This window comes from Herbiconiux sp., from assembly GCF_023264895.1.
Lineage (GTDB): Bacteria > Actinomycetota > Actinomycetes > Actinomycetales > Microbacteriaceae > Herbiconiux.
The window spans coordinates 16,037-33,701 of record NZ_JAHFUY010000015.1; the positions used below are offsets into that span (position 1 = coordinate 16,037).

General features: G+C 69.8%; 16 protein-coding genes and 4 tRNA genes. 12 read left to right on the forward strand and 8 right to left on the reverse strand.

Annotated elements, in window-relative coordinates; translation table 11 throughout:
* Positions 1-38: 38 nt before the first annotated feature.
* The 4 genes from Q0D57_RS00995 to Q0D57_RS01010 all read right to left on the reverse strand — a co-directional run bounded on the left by Q0D57_RS00995 (position 39) and on the right by Q0D57_RS01010 (position 911).
* Positions 39-542, reverse strand: coding sequence for an alpha/beta hydrolase (locus Q0D57_RS00995; RefSeq protein ID WP_291036807.1), 504 nt, complete (start codon positions 540-542; stop codon positions 39-41).
* Positions 543-631: 89 nt separating this feature from the next.
* Positions 632-703, reverse strand: a tRNA-Val gene (locus Q0D57_RS01000).
* A gap of 26 nt (positions 704-729) precedes the next feature.
* A tRNA-Cys gene (locus Q0D57_RS01005) sits at positions 730-803 on the reverse strand.
* Between the two features lie 36 nt (positions 804-839).
* Positions 840-911, reverse strand: a tRNA-Gly gene (locus Q0D57_RS01010).
* A 139-nt stretch (positions 912-1,050) separates the two neighbouring features.
* Here Q0D57_RS01010 and Q0D57_RS01015 point away from each other — a divergent pair.
* From Q0D57_RS01015 to Q0D57_RS01030, 4 genes are all read left to right on the forward strand, one after another.
* Positions 1,051-1,123, forward strand: a tRNA-Val gene (locus tag Q0D57_RS01015).
* 77 nt (positions 1,124-1,200) lie between these two features.
* Entirely contained in the window at positions 1,201-2,394 is a 1,194-nt protein-coding gene (locus Q0D57_RS01020) for a hypothetical protein (RefSeq protein WP_291036809.1), read from the forward strand.
* Between the two features lie 20 nt (positions 2,395-2,414).
* Positions 2,415-3,359, forward strand: a complete 945-nt coding sequence (locus Q0D57_RS01025) for an alpha/beta hydrolase (RefSeq protein ID WP_291036811.1) — start codon at positions 2,415-2,417, stop codon at positions 3,357-3,359.
* The gene (locus Q0D57_RS01030) at positions 3,356-4,132 is read left to right on the forward strand and encodes an EI24 domain-containing protein (RefSeq protein WP_291036813.1); all 777 of its coding nucleotides are present in this window, start codon (positions 3,356-3,358) and stop codon (positions 4,130-4,132) included. Before Q0D57_RS01025 ends, Q0D57_RS01030 begins: the two co-directional genes overlap by 4 nt.
* Before the next feature lie 42 nt (positions 4,133-4,174).
* Here the strand turns inward: Q0D57_RS01030 and Q0D57_RS01035 are convergent, their stop codons facing one another.
* Positions 4,175-5,386 carry an ammonium transporter gene (locus tag Q0D57_RS01035; RefSeq protein WP_291036815.1) on the reverse strand — a complete coding sequence of 404 codons (1,212 nt, stop codon included), beginning with the start codon at positions 5,384-5,386 and terminating at the stop codon, positions 4,175-4,177.
* A 135-nt stretch (positions 5,387-5,521) separates the two neighbouring features.
* A complete protein-coding gene (gene zapE, locus Q0D57_RS01040) occupies positions 5,522-6,556 on the reverse strand; it encodes a cell division protein ZapE (RefSeq protein WP_291036817.1) in 1,035 nt (344 codons plus the stop codon).
* Positions 6,557-6,660: 104 nt separating this feature from the next.
* Between zapE and Q0D57_RS01045 the strand changes: the two genes are divergently transcribed.
* Together Q0D57_RS01045 and Q0D57_RS01050 are read left to right on the forward strand one after the other, a co-directional pair.
* Positions 6,661-7,560: a sulfurtransferase gene (locus Q0D57_RS01045; protein WP_291036819.1), complete on the forward strand. Its 900-nt coding sequence runs from the start codon at positions 6,661-6,663 to the stop codon at positions 7,558-7,560.
* Positions 7,561-7,576: 16 nt separating this feature from the next.
* Positions 7,577-8,017 carry a SufE family protein gene (locus Q0D57_RS01050; protein WP_291036821.1) on the forward strand — a complete coding sequence of 147 codons (441 nt, stop codon included), beginning with the start codon at positions 7,577-7,579 and terminating at the stop codon, positions 8,015-8,017.
* Between the two features lie 30 nt (positions 8,018-8,047).
* On the opposite strand, the gene Q0D57_RS01055 is transcribed toward Q0D57_RS01050, so the two are convergent.
* Positions 8,048-9,262: an alpha/beta fold hydrolase gene (locus Q0D57_RS01055; protein ID WP_291036823.1), complete on the reverse strand. Its 1,215-nt coding sequence runs from the start codon at positions 9,260-9,262 to the stop codon at positions 8,048-8,050.
* Between the two features lie 68 nt (positions 9,263-9,330).
* On the opposite strand from Q0D57_RS01055, the gene Q0D57_RS01060 reads away from it, so the two are divergent.
* The 6 genes from Q0D57_RS01060 to Q0D57_RS01085 all read left to right on the forward strand — a co-directional run bounded on the left by Q0D57_RS01060 (position 9,331) and on the right by Q0D57_RS01085 (position 16,673).
* Positions 9,331-9,927 carry a DUF3000 domain-containing protein gene (locus Q0D57_RS01060; RefSeq protein ID WP_291036825.1) on the forward strand — a complete coding sequence of 199 codons (597 nt, stop codon included), beginning with the start codon at positions 9,331-9,333 and terminating at the stop codon, positions 9,925-9,927.
* A 61-nt stretch (positions 9,928-9,988) separates the two neighbouring features.
* On the forward strand, positions 9,989-11,185 hold the full coding sequence (locus tag Q0D57_RS01065; protein ID WP_291036987.1) for an HRDC domain-containing protein: 1,197 nt from the start codon (positions 9,989-9,991) through the stop codon (positions 11,183-11,185).
* A 72-nt stretch (positions 11,186-11,257) separates the two neighbouring features.
* A complete protein-coding gene (locus tag Q0D57_RS01070; protein WP_291036827.1) occupies positions 11,258-12,463 on the forward strand; it encodes a thiolase family protein in 1,206 nt (401 codons plus the stop codon).
* Positions 12,460-14,595 (forward strand): 3-hydroxyacyl-CoA dehydrogenase NAD-binding domain-containing protein, encoded by a 2,136-nt coding sequence (locus tag Q0D57_RS01075; protein ID WP_291036829.1) that lies wholly within the window; start codon positions 12,460-12,462, stop codon positions 14,593-14,595. Before Q0D57_RS01070 ends, Q0D57_RS01075 begins: the two co-directional genes overlap by 4 nt.
* A gap of 151 nt (positions 14,596-14,746) precedes the next feature.
* Positions 14,747-16,075, forward strand: a complete 1,329-nt coding sequence (locus tag Q0D57_RS01080) for a cell wall-binding repeat-containing protein (RefSeq protein ID WP_291036831.1) — start codon at positions 14,747-14,749, stop codon at positions 16,073-16,075.
* 58 nt (positions 16,076-16,133) lie between these two features.
* Positions 16,134-16,673 (forward strand): dihydrofolate reductase family protein, encoded by a 540-nt coding sequence (locus Q0D57_RS01085; RefSeq protein ID WP_291036833.1) that lies wholly within the window; start codon positions 16,134-16,136, stop codon positions 16,671-16,673.
* Here the strand turns inward: Q0D57_RS01085 and Q0D57_RS01090 are convergent.
* On the reverse strand, positions 16,655-17,665 hold a 1,011-nt coding region (locus Q0D57_RS01090), incomplete at its 5' end, for a transketolase C-terminal domain-containing protein (protein ID WP_291036834.1). The genes Q0D57_RS01085 and Q0D57_RS01090 overlap by 19 nt on opposite strands.

The following is a 17,665-nucleotide window of genomic DNA, read 5'->3' on the forward strand; positions in this document are numbered from 1 at the left end:
CGTCGAAGAGAACCACCCAAGCCTACCGGGGGCCGGGGTCAGTCCCAGTCGAGGTAGTCCTCGATGGCCCAGGCGGTCTCACCGGCGTGCGAGGAGGGGAAGTCGTGCCCGGCACCCTCGATCGTGACGACGCTCACGAGCCCGGGCGCGGACTCCTTGAGGGACTCGCCGTTCGCCGGCGGCGTCACGTCGTCGGCCGCGGCCTGCACGACGAGCACCGGGATGCCCTCGGCCAGAGCCGGCAGGGTCTCGGCCGACTCGACACCGAGCAGGATCACGCCGTTCACGCGGTCGTGGTGCTCGAGCGCCACGAGGCGCGCGATGGTGCCGCCGTAGCCGTGGCCGCCGATCCAGGCATCCGCCACCTCGAGCTCGTCGAGCACGCCCACCACGTCGTGCACCGACTCGGCGGCGATCCGCACCACGCGGAAGTCCTCCTCGGCGATCGAGTGCGCGAGCCCCGCGAGAGTGGCGATGCCCTCGCCCTGCTCCGACAGCAGCACGACCGCGGGCCCGGAACCCTCTTCGGCAGAAGCGACCATGAATCGACACCTTTCCTCGTGGGGTGGGGAATGGAAAAAGGCCCCCAAGTTTTCTCGGGGGCCTTTTCTCTGGGGGGCCTATCTCTTTGTGGGCGATACTGGGATCGAACCAGTGACCTCTTCCGTGTCAGGGAAGCGCGCTACCGCTGCGCCAATCGCCCAAAGGTGTTGCTTCTGAGAGACCGAGTGGAGGTGGCGACGGGATTTGAACCCGTGTGGACGGCTTTGCAGGCCGCTGCCTCGCCTCTCGGCCACGCCACCGTATGTGGGTTTCCCACAGACGAGTAACTTCACTCGAGCGGATGACGAGATTCGAACTCGCGACCCTCACCTTGGCAAGGTGATGCGCTACCACTGCGCCACATCCGCACTTCCGCTGCATTTCTGCAACGGGTTAGACATTAGCCGACTCTCTCGGGGATTGCCAAATCGTCACCGGGACAGCGTGTCGCGTCTCCCGGTGTTCACGAGCACCCCTCCGCATCCGCTACTATCGGTAACTGCCCCCGGGCGATTGGCGCAGTTGGTAGCGCGCTTCCTTCACACGGAAGAGGTCATCGGTTCGAGTCCGGTATCGCCCACATCAGAACCCCGGAGTGCTTCGCCTCCGGGGTTCTTCCTGTCCGTCCTGCCCGCGCGAGATGACGACTCGAGGCTCATGAACGATCTGGACCTGCTGCTCCTGCGGCGGAGACGACGGCGCTGGCCCGTGGTGGCCGGGAGCGCGCTGCTGGTGGCCGGGATCGTCGCGGGAACGGTGGCCGGGCTGATCTCCGTGCAGCAGCTGCAGGCGGAGGTGGCGGGACTCGAGGCGGAGCTCGCGACGACACGGCTGCAGGAGGCCGCGGCCGAGTCGGGCGAGGCTGCCGGGCCGGGGACCCTCGCCCCGGCGCTGGATCCCGAGCAGGTCGTGGTGGAGGAGACGGACGGTGTCACCTCGTTCACCGATCTCTCCACCGGTCTCCGCACCGTGGTGCAGCCCGTCGACCGTTCGAAGCTCACGATCGTGGGCTCGTCGACCATGCGGGAGATGGCCGCCGACTTCGGGGAGTTCGCCGGCCGGCACGACGCCGCCCTGATCGATGCCACCGGGGGCGGGCTGCTCGCCGAGCACATGCTCGCCGAGCTCGGCTCCCGCCCGTTCGTGACCGACGCCGTCGACATCCCCGCCTCGGGGCAGACGACCCTGACCTCGCCGAACGTCCCGGTCGGAATCCAGGGCGCGTTCCGCCTGAGCGGGCACTTCGAGGGCTACGGATCGGCGTCGGGGACGATCTCGAAGACCGAGGGGCCCGCGACCGCCTGGACCTTCGAGCGCGACACTGACGGGCTGGCGGTGCGCATCCCCGCCGGCACGGAGTTCGTGCCCGACCTCGGCACCGAGGGCCGCGACGGGATCGCCGTGCTCAACATCGGCAAGAACAACCTCGCGGCGACCGACGGGGTGGGCAGCTCCGACGTGGACGAACTGGTCTCCTGGACCGAGGACGCCTACCGGTACCTCTCGGCCACCGGCAAGTACGTGCTCGTCGTCGGGCACTTCCAGAACTCCGGGACGGCGGCGGACTCCCCCGCCCGCGCCCGCATCCAGCAGTACAACGACGCCCTGCGCGACCGCTTCGGCCCGCGCTTCTTCGACCTCGAGGCGATCGTGACCTCCGACGACATCTGGACGGCCACCGGGATCACCCCCACGGCCGCCGACCTGGCGGAGCAGCGCGACGGCAACAAGCCGGACGGGCTCTCGCGGCGCGTCGACGGCGCGGTCGATCCCTATCACCTCGACCCCGTCGCGGCGAGCACGATCTCAGGGCTCATGCAGTCGCGCATGGTCGAGCTCGGCTGGTACTGAACCGGGCTACCGTGGTGCCCATGGCACCGACGCACCGACCCGAGCCCTTCGACCCCGGACTGAGAGCCGCCAGGTGGATCCCGCCGGTGTCGGTCTCGAAGCGACTGCTCCCGGTCTTCCGCGGTGCTCCGACACCCATGCGCTCCACGGCCGAGGTCACGGTGGCGGAGCTGCCGCTGCGGGTGGCCGGTGGCGAGCTGACGTACCGGGTCTTCCGTCCGGTCCGGCCCTCCGGCGTCGACGGAGCCCTGTTCTGGATCCACGGCGGCGGACTCGTCGGCGGCTCGCCCCAGCAGGACGACGCCACGAACCTCGGGATCGCGCGGGAGCTCGGGATCACGGTGATCGCCGCCGCGTACCGGCTGGCACCGGAGCATCCGGCACCGGCGGCCCTCGACGATCTCGCCGAGGGATTCCGCGCGGTGCTCGGGCGTGCGGACGAGTTCGGGTTCGACCCGGAGCGCGTGGTGCTCGGCGGCGCGAGCGCCGGGGCTGGGCTCGGCGCGGCGCTCTGCCAGAGACTGCACGACGAGGGCGGGCCGGAGCCGGTGTTCCAGCTCCTCGTCTACCCCATGCTCGACGACCGCACGGTGCTCCGCCGCGACATCGACCTGCGGCACGTGCGGGCGTGGACGGCGAAGAGCAACCGCTTCGGGTGGGAGTCCCACCTCGACGGGCCCGCCGGCGCGGCCGACGTGCCGCCGTACGCCGTGCCGGCGCGGCGTGAGGACCTGTCCGGCCTCCCCCCGGCCTGGATCGGCGTGGGCTCGCTCGACCTCTTCCACGACGAGGACCTCGCCTATGCCGACCGGCTGCAGGCCGCCGGCGTGCCGTGCGAGGTGCTCGTGGTGCCGGGGGCCTTCCATGGCTTCGACGCGATCTTCCGGAAGGCCGACGTCACGAGACGCTTCCACGCGGAGTGGATCCGCGTCATCGGCGCCGCCCTCGGGGAGCACGCGTCATGAGCGCCTCGCCCGTGCGCGAGCTGGTCGGCGGGGCGGGGCTGCTCGGGCGGGGGCTCGGCACCTGGGCGCGTGCGCCACGGCTCATGCTGCTGGGGGCTGTTCCCGCCCTGATCGTGGCGGCCGTCTACACCGTGGGGCTCGTGGTGCTCGCCGTCAACTCCCCCGCCATCGCCGACTGGGCCACGCCCTTCGCCGACGAGTGGGACGAGCCGTGGCGCTCGACCGTGCGCGTCTCCGCCGCCCTCGCGCTCGTGGCGGCCGGCGTGCTGCTCGTGGTGTTCACCTTCACGGCCATCACCCTCGCCGTCGGCGACGCCTTCTACGAGCGCATCTGGCGCGACACCGAGGAGCGCCTGGGCGACGCCCCCGCCGACCCTCAGGCGGGCTTCTGGCGTCTGCTCTGGAGGGGCCTCGTGAACGCCGTGCGGCTCGTGGCGCTCAGCATCGCCGTCGGCCTCGGGCTCTTCGTGGTCGGGCTGCTCCCCGTCGTCGGCACCGTCGCGGCGGCCGTGCTCGGCGCGTTCTTCGGCGGCTGGGTGCTCGCCCTCGAGCTCACGGGCTTCGCGTTCGACTCCCGCGGCCACGCCCTCCGCGACCGGCGCCGGATGCTCGGGGTGCGCCGGGCGCGCACGATCGGGTTCGGTGCGGCCGTCTACCTGCTGTTCCTGCTCCCCCTCGGTGCCGTCTTCGTGATGCCCGCCGCCGTCGTGGGCGCGACGATGCTCGCCCGGGATGCGCTCACCGGGAACGACGAAGCGGGGCGCCACCCGTGAAGGATGACGCCCCGCCGATCAGGTGATCGTGAGTGAGCCGACTCAGTCGTTGACGAGGGCGTAGCCCTCTTCGCCGTGCACCGTGGTGTCGACGCCCGCGACCTCGTCCTCGTTCTTGATCCGGAAGCCGATGGTCTTCTGGATGACGAAGCCGATGACGAGCGCTCCGATGAAGGAGTAGAGCAGCACGGCGATCGCGGCGACGGCCTGCGAGGCGAGCTGGCCGAGGTCGCCACCGGTGAACAGGCCGGTGTCGATGGCGAAGAGGCCGAGGTAGAGCGTGCCGATGAGGCCGCCGACGAGGTGGATGCCCACGACGTCGAGCGAGTCGTCGAAGCCCATCTTGAACTTGAGCTCGATGGCCAGGGCGCAGACGGCACCGGCGACGACACCGAGCACGAGGGCCCAGCCGGGGGCGAGATTGGCGCAGGCGGGGGTGATCGCCACGAGGCCGGCGACGGCACCGGAGGCGGCGCCCACGGAGGTGGCCTTGCCGTCCTTGATCTTCTCGATGATGAGCCATCCGATGATCGCCGCAGCGGTCGCACCCAGGGTGTTGATGACGATGAGGCCGGTGTTCTGCAGGTCGTTCAGCCACTCGGCGCCGGCGTTGAAGCCGAACCAGCCGAACCAGAGGATGGCGGCGCCGAGCATGACCAGCGGCACGTTGTGCGGCTTCTGAATGCCCTTCTGGAAGCCGATGCGCTTGCCGAGCACGAGGGCGAGCGCGAGGGCCGCCGCACCGGCGTTGATGTGCACCGCGGTGCCACCGGCGTAGTCGATGACGCCGGGGAGGCCCGTGAGGTCGCCCCAGCTGAAGATCCAGCCGCCGCCCCAGACCCAGGCCGCGACGGGGAAGTAGACGAGGGTCGACCAGATGCCGGCGAAGATCATCCACGCGCCGAACTTGGCGCGGTCGGCGATGGCGCCCGAGATGAGGGCGACCGTGATGATGGCGAAGGTCGCGCCGTAGGTGGCGCCGACGAGGCCCTCGTTGTCGGTCGCGAGGGCGCTCAGGCCGAAGTCGGCGAACGGGTTGCCGGCGAAGGCCCAGGGCGACTCGACCGCGCTCATGCTGAAGCCGTAGAGGATCCAGAGGACGCTCACGAGCCCCAGGGCGCCGAAGCTCATCATCATCATGGAGACGACGCTCTTGGCCTTGACCAGACCGCCGTAGAAGAAGGCGACTCCGGGAGTCATGAAGAGCACGAGCGCTGTTGCTGTCAGCGCCCAGGCGATGTTGCCGGTATCCATAGGGTCTTCTACCTCTCTGTTGTGCAAGCGGCCCTGCGGGCCGGTTCCAGCATGCAGCGGTGAGGTTTCAGAACATGCAGGGCTGTGTTTCAGCGGTGTAACGCGATGCTGTCCTCTGTTACAACCATGTTTCCGTCAGAGCGAGGCGGAGGCGATGAGTCGCGACACCGCGCGGAGGTACTTCTTGCGGTAGCCGCCCTCCATCATGTCGCCCGCGAAGACGCCATCCAGCGGCGTCCCCGAGGCCAGCACCCGGATCTGGGCGTCGTAGACGCGGTCGACGAAGGCCACGAAGCGCAGCGCATCCGTCTGGTTGGGGAAGGGCGCCACGTCGCCGAGCGCGATCACGTCGACGCCCTCGATGAGCTTGACGTAGCGCGAGGGGTGGATGGTCCCGAGGTGCTGCACGAGCGATCCGAAGTCGTCGAACGTGATGCTCTCGCCGGCGGCGAGCCGGGCGTCGACCGCGTCGGCCAGAGCGGCGTCGGTCTCGAAGGCGACCGCGTGCCCCTCGAGGTCGCGGCGGCGGAAGTCGAGGCCGTCGATCCGCACGATGTCGAAGCGGTCGGCGATGGCCTGGATCTCGCGGAGGAAGTCGCTCGCGGCGAACCGGCCCTCCCCGAGCGCGTTCGGTGGGGTGTTGGAGGTGGCGGCGAGGCGGGTGCCCTTGGCCACGAGCTCGCCGAGGAACCGGGTCATGAGCATCGTGTCGCCCGGGTCGTCGAGCTCGAACTCGTCGATGGCGATGAACTTGGCGCCCGAGAAAAGCTGCACGGCGTTGGCGTAGCCGAGGGCACCGATGAGCGCGGTGTACTCGATGAAGGTGCCGAAGTACTTCTGGCCGGGAGCGGCGTGCCAGAGCGCGGCGAGGAGGTGGGTCTTGCCCACGCCGAAGCCGCCGTCGAGGTAGATGCCCGGCTTCGCGACCGGCGTCTTCTTGCCGCGCCCGAAGAAGCCGCCCGCCTTGGCCGGCTTCCAGCCCTCGGCGAACGCCCGGATCTTCGCGAGCGCCTCGCCCTGCGAGGGGTAGTCGCGGTCCGGCCGGTAGCTGTCGAACGAGGCCGTGTCGAACTGGCGCGGCGGCACGAGCGTCTGAGCGAGCTCCTCCCCCGACATCGAAGGGGTGCGCTCTGTCAGGCGCGGGGCGACGGCCTGCCGCTCATCAGTCATCCGGGGCATCCTGTGTGTAGAAGTGTGACCCGCCGGTGCAGCGGCCAGCTCTGAAGACGTAGATTCGTCTGGGGGTTCTTTCTACCCTAACTGGAGGTTGTGTGATGACAGTCGAGATCGATCGCTCGGAGAAGTTCGCCGGATACGCCCACCCGGAGCGCCTGGTGGGCGGCGACTGGCTCGAGGCGCACCTCGGCGAGCCGGGCCTCGTGGTGGTCGAGTCGGATGAGGACGTGCTGCTCTACGAGACCGGCCACATCCCCGGCTCCATCAAGATCGACTGGCACACCGACCTCAACGACCCCGTGCAGCGCGACTACATCGACGGTGAGGCTTTCGCCGCGCTCCTGGGTGCCAAGGGCATCTCCCGCGATTCGACCGTGGTGATCTACGGCGACAAGAGCAACTGGTGGGCCGCCTACGCGCTCTGGGTCTTCACCCTCTTCGGTCACGAGGACGTGCGGCTGCTCGACGGCGGGCGCGACAAGTGGATCGCCGACGGGCGCCCGATCACGACCGACCGGCCCTCGCCCGCACCCGTGGAGTACCCGGTCGTCGAACGCCGCGACGACGAGATCCGCGCCTTCAAGGAGGACGTGCTCGCGCACCTCGGCCGCCCCCTGGTGGACGTGCGCTCGCCCGAGGAGTACAGCGGGGAGCGCACCACCGCGCCCGCCTACCCCGAGGAGGGCGCCCTGCGGGCCGGCCACATCCCCACCGCCGCCAACGTGCCGTGGGCGAAGGCCGCCGCGGAGGACGGCACCTTCCGCCCGGTGGCCGAGCTCGACGCCGTCTACCGTGAGGGTGCCGGCCTCGCCGACGGGGAGCCCGTGATCGCCTACTGCCGCATCGGCGAGCGGTCGAGCCACACCTGGTTCGTGCTCACCCACCTCCTCGGCTTCGACGACGTCAAGAACTACGACGGCTCGTGGACCGAGTGGGGCAGTGCCGTGCGCGTGCCGATCGTCACGGGCTCCGAGCCTGGCACCGTCCCCTCCAAGTAGCGGGATACTGGAGGGGATGACTGAGTCGAACCTGCCCCAGGCCCTCGCCGAGATCCGCGACGACTTCCTCGCGCTCGAGCAGCGCGAGCGGCTCGAGATGCTCCTCGAGTTCTCGAACGAGCTGCCCGAGCTCCCGGAGCGCTACAGCGAGCATCCCGACCTGTTCGAACGGGTCGAGGAGTGCCAGTCGCCCGTCTTCATCTTCGTGGAGGTCGAGGGCGGCGTGGTGCGGCTGTTCGCCACCGCGCCCAAGGAGGCGCCGACCACGCGCGGCTTCGCGTCGATCCTCGTGCAGGGCATCGACGGGCTGACGGTCGAGGAGGTGCTCGGCATCCCCGACGACTTCCCGAACACGCTCGGTCTCACCGCTGCGGTGTCGCCGCTGCGCATCCGGGGCATGACGGCTCTGCTCGGCCGCACGAAGCGGCAGGTGCGCGCCCGCGTCGGTCAGCTCTGACCCGAGCAGGAGACGCGGCGGGAGCTAGAGCTAGAGCGCGAGCTCGTCGAGGAAGCGCGCGATCGCGCCGTTCCAGGCTGCGCGGTCGTAGTTCCAGAGCTTCGTGTGCCTCGCCACCGAGAACGGCACGAACGTCACGAGGTCGGGCCGGGCCTCGGCGAGCTGGCGGGAGCCCGTGGAGGGAACGTAGCCGTCGTCGTCGCTGTGCAGGATGAGCACCGGCACGTCGACCTCCGCGGAGCGCTTGACGAAGTCGAGGCGGTCGAGGTCGAGCGGCTGGTCCTGACCGGTCACGATCCCGCCCCAGCGGTGCGTGATGGTGGCGAAGGCGGCGTCGCCGATGAGCTCCGGCACGTGCCGGGCCCGGCCGTGGAAGCGCAGCACGTCGTGCCAGTCGACCGCGGGCGACTCGAGCACGATCGCGCGCACGACGTCGCGGTGCACCGCTCGCCCCATGGCCTGCAGGGTGATGGCCCCGCCCATCGACCAGCCCATGAGCACCACGTCGGTGGCGCCGTGGTCGACGGCGTAGGTGAGGGCTGCGTCGAGATCCTGCCACTCGGTGTCGCCGAGGGCGTACTTGCCGTCGTGCGATCGCGGGGCCTCGCCGTCGTTGCGGTAGGAGATGTGCAGCGAGTGGTAGCCCGCGTCGCGGAACACGGGGACCGCGCGGATGGTCTCTCCGCGGCGGACCCCCCGGCCGTGCACCTGGATGACCCAGTGCGTCGAGGGCGTTCCGGATGCGCCGTGCGCCTCGGGCGCGGCGGGCACGTACCACGCGGGGGCGGGCCCCACCGGCGTGAACACCTCCACCTCGTCGACCGGCACGTCGAACTCGCGGGGGTGGATGAAGAACCAGCCGCTGATACGCCCGGCCCTCGCCGCGTGCAGGTCGCCGTAGTCGACCTTCAGCACGGTGCGCCGCACCACGCCGTCGGCCACGTCGCGCACCTCGCCGAGGCGGGCGTGCCCGGTGTCGCCCGAGAAGCGCAGGCTGTAGACCCCCGGGAGGATGGAGTCGGCCGTGACGGCGAGCGAGACGACACCGGCCTCCTCGTCGTAGCCGAGCACCTTCACGTCGTCAACCGGTTCGGAGGGCGTGACGATGGCCTTCGACATGAGGGCCGTCACGACGGCACCGGCGGCCGCGGCGAGGGCGGCAACGGTGCCGGCGGCCAGGGCGACGACGGTCCAGGCCGGCACGCGGGCCGGTGCGGGGGTGGAACCTCGGTGCTGTGGCGTCACGACCATCCTTCGCGGTGCATCCGGCGTGCCTTCGCCGCGCGGAACCTAAAGAACTCTAGTCTGCACACGTGTCCGATTCCCCCTTCATCCCGGATGTTCCCGCGGCATTCGGTGCGGCCCTCGACTCGCTGCGGCGGGCCGACACGCGCGAGGAGCTCGTCGTGCACGAGATCCCGGCGCCCGCCAAGCTCGCGCCGCACTCGGTGGCTCTCGCGGCCGACGTGAACCCGGCTCGGCACGGGGCCGACTCCGAGCTCGGCACGGGACGGTTCATCCTGCTCCACGACGCCGAGCGACCGGAGGCCTGGGGCGGCGAGTTCCGGGTGGTGTGCTTCGCGCAGGCGCCGCTCGAGACGGAGATCGGACTCGATCCGTTCCTCGCCGACGTAGCATGGTCATGGCTCGTCGATGCGCTGGATGCGCGCGGCGCCAACTACACGAACGCATCCGGCACCGCCACGAAGATCATCTCCACCGGCTTCGGCGAGCTGTCCAGTCAGGGTGACGGGGCTCAGATCGAGCTCCGTGCCTCCTGGACACCCACAGACCACAACCTCCAGGCCCATGTCGAGGGCTGGAGCGAACTCCTCTGCATGCTGGCCGGTCTGCCACCCGTCGTCGATGGCGTGACGATGCTGCAGACCAGACGAGCGCGACGTGACTGACGAGAAGCAGAACAACACCACAGACCAGCCGGCCGGCATCCCGACCCCGGAGCTGCCGGAGGTGCCCGTGCGCACCGTGATCTCGACGGTCGACGAGTTCCACGACGCGGTCGAGGCCATCGCGCTCGGCGAGGGCCCCGTGGCCGTCGACGCCGAGAGGGCGAGCGGGTTCCGCTACTCCCAGCGCGCCTACCTCATCCAGCTCTACCGCCGTGGGGCGGGCAGCTTCCTGTTCGACCCGCCCGCGATCGGCGAGTTCGCTCCCCTGCAGTCGGTGATCGGCGACGAGGAGTGGGTGCTGCACGCGGCGAGCCAGGATCTGCCGTGCCTGCGTGAGGTGGGCCTCGATCCGGTGCGGGTCTTCGACACCGAGCTCGGCGCGCGGCTGCTCGGCATCCCACGGGTGGGTCTCGGCTCCGTGGTGGAGGACCTCCTCGGCATCCACCTCGCCAAGGAGCACTCGGCGGCCGACTGGTCGACGCGGCCGCTGCCGGCCTCGTGGCTCGAGTACGCGGCCCTCGACGTCGAGCTGCTGATCGACCTGCGCGACTCGATGGCGGTGCTGCTCGAGCAGCAGGGCAAGCTCGAGATCGCCGCCCAGGAGTTCGCCGCCGTGGTGGCCAAGGAGGAGAAGGCTCCCCTCGCCGAGCCCTGGCGCCGCCTCACCGGTGTGAGTGCGCTGCGGCCCGACAAGCACCTCGCCGCCGCCCGGGAGCTGTGGCTCGCGCGCGACGAGCTCGCGCGCGCCACCGACACCGCGCCGGGCCGCCTCGTGCCCGACGCCTCGCTCATGGTCGCGGCGCGCGCCCTGCCCACCTCCCGCCGCGAGCTCGCCGGCCTCAAGCAGTTCTCCGGCCGCGCCAGCCGCAGCGAGATCGACCGCTGGTGGGCCGCCATCGAGCGGGCCCTCGCGACCGACGACATCCCTGTGCACCGGCGGGCGACCGACACGCTGCCTCCCCCGCGGAGCTGGGCCGATCGCAATCCCGAGGCCGACGTGCGGCTGAAGAACGCCAGGGCCGCCCTCACGGCGGTCTCGGAGGAGCGCAGCATCCCGCTCGAGAACCTGCTGACGCCCGACTTCCTGCGGCGGCTCGCCTGGAAAGGCGTCGAGCCGCTGACGCTCGAGACGGTGCAGGACGAGCTCGCAGCGCTCGGAGCGCGGCCCTGGCAGATTGAGCTGAATGCACAGCCGATCCTGCAGGCCTTTGTGGAAGCCCGCCAAACGGGCGAGACGCCGCCGATCGCCGAGTCGTAGAAAGAATCAAACGATTCCTCGCGGTCAGGGGCCTCTTCTAGGATCGAATCCGATCCAATCCCAGGAGGCATAGTGGCCGAAAGATCTGAAGTCGTTTTCGTCGATGGAGTGCGCACCCCGTTCGGGCGCGCGGGCGAGAAGGGCATGTACTGGCAGACCCGAGCGGACGACCTGGTCGTGAAGGCGATGACCGGTCTGCTCGAGCGCAATCCGAATGTGCCGAAGGACCGCATCGACGACGTCGCGATCGCGGCGACCACGCAGACCGGCGACCAGGGGCTCACCCTCGGCCGCACCACGGCGCTGCTCGCCGGACTCCCCCAGTCGGTGCCGGGCTTCGCCATCGACCGCATGTGCGCGGGCGCCATGACGAGCGTCACGACCCTCGCGGGCGGCATCGCCTTCGGCGCCTACGACCTCGTGATCGCCGGCGGCGTCGAGCACATGGGCCGGCACCCGATGGGCTTCGACGCCGACCCCAACCCGCGGTTCCTCGCGGAGCGGCTCGTGAGCGGGGAGGCCCTCAACATGGGCAACACCGCCGAGCGCATCCACGACCGCTTCCCGCAGCTCACCAAGGAGCGCTCGGACCGCTACGCCCTGCGCAGCCAGCAGAAGGTCGCCGCCGCCTACGAGGCCGGCAAGATCCAGCCCGACCTCGTGCCCGTCGCTGTGCGCAGCGCCGCCGGGTGGGGTCTCGCCACGCGCGACGAGGCGCCTCGCCCCGAGACGACCATGGAGGGCCTCGCCGGCCTCCGCACCCCGTTCCGGCCGCACGGCCGGGTGACCGCGGGCAACTCGTCCGGCCTCAACGACGGCGCCACCGTGTCGCTGCTCGCGAGTGCCGACACGGCCAAGGAGCTCGGTCTCTCGGTCAAGATGAAGCTCGTCTCGTTCGCCTTCGCGGGCGTCGAGCCGGAGATCATGGGGATCGGACCGGTGCCCTCGACCGAGAAGGCGCTGCGCAAAGCGGGGCTCTCGATCGACGACATCGGGCTGTTCGAACTCAACGAGGCGTTCGCCGTGCAGGTGCTCTCGTTCCTCGACCACTTCGGCATCGACGACGACGACGCGCGCGTGAACGAGTACGGCGGGGCCATCGCCATCGGCCACCCCCTGGCCTCCTCGGGCGTCCGTCTCATGATCCAGCTCGCCCGGCAGTTCGAGGAGCACCCTGAGGTGCGCTACGGCCTCACCGCGATGTGCGTGGGCCTCGGCCAGGGCGGCACCGTCATCTGGGAGAACCCGAACTGGAACAAGAAGGCGAAGAAGCGATGACCGACTACTCCACGATCGATTTCTCGGACCTCGAGGCGCTCTCGGCCGACGAGGTGGTCACCCACTCGTACGTGCGCGACGTGCCGCTGAAGAGCGGCAAGACGCTCGCGCTGATCACGCTCGACAACGGGCGCGACCACACCCGACCCTCCACCCTCGGCCCGCTGGGCCTGCTGGAGTACCAGAAGACCCTCGAGGGCCTCAAGGCGCGCGCTGCGGCGGGCGAGATCCACGCGGTCGCCGTGACCGGCAAGCCGTACATCCTCGCCGCCGGAGCCGACCTCAGCCGGGTGGGCGACATCCCGAGCCGTGATGCGGCCAAGAAGATGGCGCAGCTCGGCCACTGGGCGTTCGGCACCATGAAGCAGATCAGCGTGCCGAGCTTCGCGTTCATCAACGGTCTCGCGCTCGGTGGCGGCGTGGAGGTGGCCCTGGCCGCCGACTACCGCACGATCGACTCGTCGGCCGCCGCCGTCGCGCTGCCCGAGGTCTTCCTCGGCATCATCCCGGGCTGGGGCGGCGCCTACCTGCTGCCGAACCTCATCGGCATCGAGAACGCCCTCAAGGTCGTGATCGAGAACCCGCTGAAGAACAACCGCACCCTCAAGGCTCAGGATGCGTTCGAGCTCGGCATCGCCGACGCGATCTTCTCCCCCTCGAACTACCTCGAGGACTCGCTGAACTGGGCCGACGGAGTGCTCTCGGGCGCCGTCAAGGTGAAGCGGCCGAACGAGCCGGGCAAGGTCGAGCGTCTCGTGAAGTGGGATGCCGCGGTCGGCATCGCCCGCAGGATGCTCGAGAGCCGCATCGGCACGGTCGCCAAGTCGCCGTACCGTGCGCTCGACCTGCTGAAGGCCGCGAAGTCGGGCACCGCCGAGGAGGGCTTCGAGCGCGAGGACGAGGCTCTCGCCGACCTCATCGCGGGCGACCAGTTCCGGGCCAGCATCTACGCCTTCGACCTCGTGCAGAAGCGCGCCAAGCGGCCGGCGGGAGCTCCCGACAAGGCGCTCGCGAAGCCCGTCACCAAGGTCGGCATCATCGGTGCCGGCCTCATGGCCTCGCAGTTCGCGCTCCTGTTCGTGCGCCGCCTCCAGGTGCCCGTCGTGATCACCGACCTCGACCAGTCGCGGGTCGACAAGGGCCTCGACTACATCCGCGGCGAGATCGCGACGCTCCTCGGTAAGGGCCGCATCTCGCAGGACGAGTCGAACCGCCTCAACGCCCTCGTCTCGGGCACCACCGACAAGGCCGACTTCAACGACGCCGACTGGGTGATCGAGGCCGTGTTCGAGGAGCTCGGTGTGAAGCAGGACGTCTTCGCCGAGATCGAGAAGCACGTCTCCGAGAACGCGGTGCTCGCCACCAACACCTCGTCGCTCTCGGTGGAGCAGATCGGTGCCAAGCTCGCGCATCCGGAGCGGCTCGTGGGCTTCCACTTCTTCAACCCGGTGGCCGTGATGCCGCTGATCGAGGTCGTGAACACGCCGGCGACGGATGAGGCGACGCTCTCCACCGCCATGGTCGTGGCCAAGAACCTCAAGAAGAACGCCGTCATCACCCGCGACACCCCCGGGTTCGTGGTCAACCGGATCCTCGCCAAGGTGCTCGGCGAGGCCATTCACGCCGTCGACACGGGCACGTCGTTCGAGGTCATGAACCGCGCGCTGGATCCGTTCGGCCTGCCGATGACGCCCTTCGAGCTGCTCGAGCTCGTGGGGCTCAAGGTGGGCGCGCACGTGCTCGACACACACCACGCCGCGTTCCCCGACCGCTTCTTCGAGAGCGCGAACCTGCACGCGCTGGCGGAGCACGGCCGGATCTTCGACCGCGACGGCAAAGGCAAGATCACCGGCTTCGACAAGAAGGCCGTGAAGATCGTCTCGGGCGGCACCACCCCCATGACGGAGGAGGAGATCCTCCGCCGCGTGGAGGACGGCCTCGCCGACGAGGTGCACCGCATGCTGGAGGACGACGTCGTGCACGCGGCGGAGGACATCGACCTCTGCCTCATCCTCGGCGCCGGCTACCCCTTCCAGATGGGCGGCCTCACGCCCTACCTCGACCGCGTCGGTGCCTCCCAGCGCGCCTTCGGCGGCACCTTCCACACCCCGCCGATCGGGGGAGTCGACTGACACTCCCGCCACCTCTCCGAATGCGCCCGGTCTCCTTCGAGCCGGGCGCATTCGTGTTTCCGTGAGTAGAAAGTACTCCTCACACGTCGATGGGCTTGTGGTCCAGGGTGGGAGATCTCTTCACCCGACGACCGACTCAAGGACTCGACGCATGGACGATCACCGACCGACCCGAGAGAATTCCCGACGCGTTCTCTCCACTCTCCTCACCGCGACCGTCGCCGCGGCGCTCTCCTTGGCCGGGTTGTCCCCGGCCTCGGCCGCCGACGGCACCCCGCCGGTCCCCTTCTGTCCACCTGGGCAGCAGACGATCGGCACCCACGTCACCGAACGGCTGTACGACACCGAGCACGGGGGCGGATTCACTGCCTCGATCACCTCCGGCGCGCTGCCGGCGGGCGCCGAGCTCGTGAACGCGAGTTGGTACGCCGACTACGCCGCAACGCCGTCGGCTGAGGGCAGCTACGACTTCACGGTGCAGTTGACCTCCACTCTCGGAACGACGTCGCAAGCCACGTGCCATGTGGATGTGGACGACGCCGTGAGCCTCGAAGGAGTGACCACGACCCGGATCGCCGGATCCGATCGCTACGACGTCGCGGCCAACATCTCGAGATACGCATTCCCCACCGGGCCCCAGGTGGTCTACGTAGCGAGCGGCGAGGTGTTCGCCGACGCGGTGAGCGTCTCTGCGATCGCCGCGCAACGCAACGCGTCTCTCCTGCTGACGCGAGCCGGCAGTGTTCCCAACGTCACTCTCGCAGAACTGGCCCGCCTTCAGCCGCACGCGATCGTCATCGTCGGGGGCACCGACACGATCTCTTCTGCCGTCGAGACGGAGCTCGCGAAGTTCGCCACGACCGTCAAGCGCGTCTACGGGGTGGATCGATATGAGGTGTCACGCTTCCTGATCACAGACCCGAGCTTCGGAGCTCAGCCGTCCACGAAGGCCTACATCGCCAGCGGGAATGTCTTCCCGGATGCCCTCGCAGCCGGCCCCGCCGCGGCCAATCTCAAAGCCCCCGTCCTGCTCGTCGACGGGGCTGCCGCGGCCATGACTGTTGCCGAGATCGATCTGCTCCAGTCGCGTGGAGTCACTCGGACCTCGCTCGTCGGAGGCCCTGCCACGATCTCGACGTCGATCGAGGCGCAGGTGGGGTCCACCTTCGCCCAGGCCAAGCGCCTGACCGGTGCTGATCGATTCGAGGTGTCGGCAGCGGTGGCACGAGATGCCTTCCCGGTGTCGGGTGCCACGAGACCCGACACCGTGTACCTCGCAACAGGCGTGTCCTTCCCTGATGCGCTCTCAGGGGCCGTCATCGCCGCCACGACGGGATCTCCGATCTACCTGGCGCACACGGATTGCATTCCCCAGGATGTCGCACGTCATATCGACGACCTCGGCGCCTCGAAGGTCGTGCTCCTCGGTGGAACGGAGAGCTTAAACTCCGCCGTCGCCGACCTGGTCGTGTGCACCTAGGCTGACGCCGCACGAATGCCCATCGGCTGGTGTCGGTGGGCATTCGTAGGCTCGGGGCATGACGACGACGACGCAGTACTACGTGGCCTCGAGTGTGGACGGGTTCATCGCGGATCGGGAGGGGAAGCTCGACTGGCTGATGCAGTTCGGGTTCGAGGAGTTCACCGCCGGCTACGAGGCTTTTCTCGCCGAGGTGGCCGTGGTCGTGATGGGCTCGGAGACCTATGAATGGGTGCGCGCCGAGGGCCATGCCTGGGCCTACCCCGAGCAGACCGCGTGGGTGCTCACCCGGCGTGACCTGCCCCGGATGGAAGGCGGCGACATCCGCTTCGCTCACGGCGACGTGCGTGACCTGCACGCCGAGTGGGTCGAGGCGGCGCAGGGGCGCAACATCTGGATCGTGGGAGGCGGCCAGGTCGCGGCACAGGTGGCCGATGCCGGGCTGCTCGACGAGATCGTGCTCACCACGATGCCCGTCGTGCTGGGCGCCGGCACTCCCCTGCTGCCCGTCGGCACCGCCACCGGCGTGCTCGAGGTGAGCGGCACCGAGGTGCTGCCGAGCGGGGCGATCGCCTCGCGCTACCGCATCACCCGCTGAAACGGGCCGGTGTCGGCGTCCGAGGCCTTCGGGGCATCCGGATCGTCACTGATCGGCCGGGCGATGGGGATCTTGTCTCCGCGCACCTGCGCCACCACGTCCTCCGCGATCTGGGCGGGCGTCAGCCCGACCTTCCGCAGGATCTCGTCGCGGCTCGCGTGGCCGATGAACTCATCCGGCAGGCCGAGCTCGGTCACCGCCGTGTCGACCCCCGCGTCGCGGAGGTCCTGCCGCACACGCGTGCCGATGCCGGCCACGCGCACGCCGTCCTCGATCGTGATGACGAGGCGATGGGCATCCGCGAGCTCGATGACCGAGAAGGGCACGGGCACGACCCACCGGGGGTCGACGACCGTCGCGCCGATGCCCTGGGCCGAGAGCAGGTCGGCGACCTCCAGGGCGATGCCCGCCATGGTGCCGACGGCGACGATGAGCACGTCGCCGCGCTCGTCGTCGCGCAGCACGTCGACACCGTCGCCCATGCGTCGCACCGCCGGGAGCTCGCGCCCCACGGTGCCCTTCGGGAACCGGATGACGGTGGGCGCGTCGGTCACCCGGACCGCCTCGGCGAGCTCCTCGCGGAGGCGCTCGGCATCGCGCGGCGCGGCGAGACGGATGCGCGGCACGATCTGCAGCAGCGCCAGATCCCACATGCCGTGGTGGCTCGGCCCGTCGGGGCCGGTGATGCCGGCGCGGTCGAGCACGAACGTGACGCCGGCCTGGTGGAGCCCCACATCCATCAGCACCTGGTCGAAGGCGCGGTTGACGAAGGTGGCGTAGAGGGCGACGACGGGGTGCAGCCCGCCGAAGGCGAGACCCGCGGCACTCGTGACGGCGTGCTGCTCAGCGATTCCCACGTCGAAGACGCGCTGCGGGAACCGCTCCGCGAACTTGTGCAGCCCCGTGGGCCGGAGCATCGCCGCCGTGATGCCGACGATCGTGTGGTCGTTCTCGGCCTGCACCACGATCTCGTCGGCGAAGACGCTCGTCCA

Bases quoted from the DNA above. Each gene is read 5' to 3' on its own strand.
- Q0D57_RS00995 (WP_291036807.1), bottom strand. From the start codon at position 542: ATGGTCGCTTCTGCCGAAGAGGGTTCCGGGCCCGCGGTCGTGCTGCTG.
- Q0D57_RS01020 (WP_291036809.1), top strand. From the start codon at position 1,201: ATGAACGATCTGGACCTGCTGCTCCTGCGGCGGAGACGACGGCGCTGG.
- Q0D57_RS01025 (WP_291036811.1), top strand. From the start codon at position 2,415: ATGGCACCGACGCACCGACCCGAGCCCTTCGACCCCGGACTGAGAGCC.
- Q0D57_RS01030 (WP_291036813.1), top strand. From the start codon at position 3,356: ATGAGCGCCTCGCCCGTGCGCGAGCTGGTCGGCGGGGCGGGGCTGCTC.
- Q0D57_RS01035 (WP_291036815.1), bottom strand. From the start codon at position 5,386: ATGGATACCGGCAACATCGCCTGGGCGCTGACAGCAACAGCGCTCGTG.
- zapE (WP_291036817.1), bottom strand. From the start codon at position 6,556: ATGACTGATGAGCGGCAGGCCGTCGCCCCGCGCCTGACAGAGCGCACC.
- Q0D57_RS01045 (WP_291036819.1), top strand. From the start codon at position 6,661: ATGACAGTCGAGATCGATCGCTCGGAGAAGTTCGCCGGATACGCCCAC.
- Q0D57_RS01050 (WP_291036821.1), top strand. From the start codon at position 7,577: ATGACTGAGTCGAACCTGCCCCAGGCCCTCGCCGAGATCCGCGACGAC.
- Q0D57_RS01075 (WP_291036829.1), top strand. From the start codon at position 12,460: ATGACCGACTACTCCACGATCGATTTCTCGGACCTCGAGGCGCTCTCG.
- Q0D57_RS01080 (WP_291036831.1), top strand. From the start codon at position 14,747: ATGGACGATCACCGACCGACCCGAGAGAATTCCCGACGCGTTCTCTCC.
- Q0D57_RS01085 (WP_291036833.1), top strand. From the start codon at position 16,134: ATGACGACGACGACGCAGTACTACGTGGCCTCGAGTGTGGACGGGTTC.